Raw genomic sequence first — 2933 nt, forward strand, 5'->3', positions numbered from 1 at the left:
GGCGCTGGAACGCCATGAGCTACCCCGTGCGGTTGGCGCCGGATGCGCCGGAAGGTCAGCACGCGCTTATGCAGCGCCTGCTTGATGCGGGCATTGCCACGCGTCCGGGCGTCATGAACGCCCACACCGAAGCCCCGTACCGTACAGCGCTCGCTTTGCCACAGTCCGAGGCGGCCCGCGCCCACGTGGTGCTGCTGCCCATTTTTAACACCATGACTGACGAGCAGGCGGACACCGTGGTGCGCGAGGTACGCCGTGGGCACTGAGCTGCTGCTTTTCCCCTTTGGCGGCAACGCGCGCGAGGCGCTGTGCTGCTTGCCCCGCGGCGGGGCACTTCGTCCTGTGGGCTTTGTGGATGACGACCCCGGCACCCACGAGGCCACATGCTGCGGCGTCCCTGTCCTTGGCGGGCGGGAGTGGCTGGGGCGGATGCCCTCGGCGCAGGTTTTGGCTGTGCCCGGCTCCCCGGCAACCTACGCGCGCAGGCAGACGGTGCTGGAGGGGCTGGCCCTGCCGCCCGCGCGCTACGCCACGGTGGTCCACAGCCACGCCAGCGTGGCCGGGGACGTGGCCCTTGGCGTGAATGTGCTTATTATGCCCGGCGCGTTTGTGGGCGCGGGGGCGCGTGTTGGTTCCCATGTGCTCATTATGGCCGGAGCTGTGGTGTCGCATGACGCCGCGGTAGCGGACTACGCCATCATTGCCGCCGGGGCCATGGTGGCCGGGGGCGCCGTGGTGGAGCGCGGGGCCTATGTTGGCGCCGGGGCGCGCCTGCGCGAAGGCGCGCGTGTTGGCGCGGGAGCGCTTGTGGGCATGGGCGCGGTGGTCCTTGATGCTGTGCCGCCCGGCGAGGTGTGGGCGGGCGTGCCCGCGCGGCCGGTGCATGGGGGCGCGTTATGATGCTGTCCGCCGTTATCCCCGCCTACAACGAGGCGCAGAATATTCCCGCCACCATCCCGGCGGTGCTGGACTGCCTGACCCGCGCGGCTGGCGGCGGCGAGGTGGAGGTGCTGGTGGTGGATGACCACTCCACGGATGGCACCTTTGAGGCCGTATTGGCCCTTGGGGACGCGCGGGTGCGGAGCATTCGGCTGTCGCGGCGGTCCGGGAGCCACACGGCCCTGCGCGCCGGGCTGTGGCATGCCCGGGGCGACGCCGTGGTGTGCATGGCCGCAGACGGACAGGACGACCCCGAGGCCCTTGCGGCCATGGCGCAGCAGTGGCGCGGCGGCGCGCAGGTGATTTGGGGCCTGCGTCAGCGCAGGGACGACGGCGTCCTGCACGGCCTGAGCGCGCGGCTGTTTTATCTGCTCCTTCGCCTTGCGACCGGGCGGCGGGACGGCATCGACCTGTCGCGGGCGGATTTTTACCTGCTGGACCGCGCGGTGGTGGACGCGGTGCGCACGTGCCATGAGCGCAATACGTCGCTGTTTGGCCTGCTCGCGTGGATGGGCTTTCGCCAAAGCGCCGTGGAGTATACGCGCCGCCCGCGCACGCGCGGGCATTCCAAGTGGAGCGTTCGGGCGCGCTGGCAACTCGCCAAGGACTGGTTCATCGCCTTTTCCGGCGTGCCGCTCAAGGTGGCGACGTGGCTGGGGCTGGCGTCATCTTTTGCGGGGCTGGCGTATGCGCTGTGGATTGTGTGGCTGGTTTTGGGGCATGATGTGCATGTGGAGGGCTGGGCCTCGCTGATGGTGGCGGTGCTGGTGCTTGGCGGGGCGCAGCTGTTTATGCTGGGGGTGTTTGGGGAATATTTGTGGCGCAACCTCGACGAAGCCCGCGCGCGGCCCAATTGGTTCATCGAGCGCGACAGCCGGGGGGAGGTGGAGCATGGCGGCGGCACCTAGAGACATCTTTACGGCAATGGAACTGCGGCCCGGCAAGGCCGAGGACGTCCAGCGCCTGTGGCCGCAGGGGCTGCGCGCCACGGTGCCCTTTACCGCGTCCCTTATGCGGACGGACCTGCACCCGGATGGGGAGCGGGACGTTCTGGTGTGGGGGCGTTTTCCCCATGGGGACGCGCCGCTGGTGTGGATGCAGGACGGGGAGGTGGTCTGCGGGTTCAAGTTTGAGCGGTGGGAGCGCGTCATACGCGAGGAGCGCTACCGCCCGGAGCATACATGTCCGTTGGCCGCACGGCTGCCGTTCCACTACCACCGCGTGCCGGGGCCGCTGCGCAGCGCCCTTGCCGGGGCGATACTTACGGTGCGCGGCAGGGCTGCGGGCAGTGCGCATCCGGTAACGCCCTTCAATCCCGGCTGCGCCCTGCTTTTGCGCGTGGTGCGCGGCGCGCCGGACGCGCCGCCCGTGGTGGTGCTGACGCACGACTGCGACACCGCGCAGGGCGTGGCCGCCGCGCCGGAGCTGGCCGCCGTGGAGGAGGAGCACGGGTGGCACTCCATATGGAACGTAGTCCCCGGCGAGTATGATGTGGACCACATCATGCTGGAGCGCCTGCGCGCCGCCGGGCACGAGATTGGGCAGCACGGCCTGACCCACAACATGGGCGAAGCCTTCCTGCCGCGCGAAGCCTTGCGAAGCGCCCTTCTGGAGCACAAGGCTTTTCGCCAGCGCCACGGGGTGCGCGGCTACCGTGGTCCGGGCTGGTACCGCACGCGCGCCATGTTCGACGTGTTGGGGGAATTTTTCGACTACGACATGACCTGTCTGGACAACGACTTTATCTGCCCCGGCGGGAGCGGCGGCGTGGGCGAGGTGCGTCCCTATGCCCTGCGCGGCGGGCTGATGGAACTGCCGTGCACGGTGCCCTTTGAGGCGCCCCTTGTGCACGGTGGTGTGCGCCCCGGCGCCCTTGCCGCGTGGTGGTGGCCCAAGGTGGAGGCCCTTGGGCGCCTTGGCGGGCATGTGGTGGTGAATACGCACCCGGACCCGCACTACAGCGGGCGGCCAGAGGTGCGCGCGGCCTATGCGGA

The 2933-nt window shown here is 69.8% G+C and carries 4 protein-coding genes; all 4 read left to right on the plus strand.

The genetic code is table 11. From position 1 onward, the window contains the following. A partial coding sequence (locus ACY69P_RS15755) for a DegT/DnrJ/EryC1/StrS family aminotransferase (protein ID WP_462328168.1) occupies positions 1 to 266 on the plus strand: 266 nt, incomplete at its 5' end. Continuing rightward, positions 256 to 900, plus strand: coding sequence for a NeuD/PglB/VioB family sugar acetyltransferase (locus tag ACY69P_RS15760; RefSeq protein ID WP_462328169.1), 645 nt, complete (start codon positions 256 to 258; stop codon positions 898 to 900). The genes ACY69P_RS15755 and ACY69P_RS15760, both read left to right, overlap by 11 nt. Then, the gene (locus ACY69P_RS15765; protein ID WP_462328170.1) at positions 897 to 1847 is read left to right on the plus strand and encodes a glycosyltransferase family 2 protein; all 951 of its coding nucleotides are present in this window, start codon (positions 897 to 899) and stop codon (positions 1845 to 1847) included. Before ACY69P_RS15760 ends, ACY69P_RS15765 begins: the two co-directional genes overlap by 4 nt. Further along, positions 1831 to 2933, plus strand: a 1103-nt coding sequence (locus ACY69P_RS15770) for a polysaccharide deacetylase family protein (protein ID WP_462328171.1), incomplete at its 3' end; no start/stop codon positions are given. The genes ACY69P_RS15765 and ACY69P_RS15770, both read left to right, overlap by 17 nt.

It is taken from the genome of Desulfobaculum sp. (genome assembly GCF_054921475.1).

What these genes read in the sequence shown, in the direction of transcription:
- ACY69P_RS15765 (WP_462328170.1), top strand. Translation starts at nt 897, where the DNA reads ATGATGCTGTCCGCCGTTATCCCCGCCTACAACGAGGCGCAGAATATT.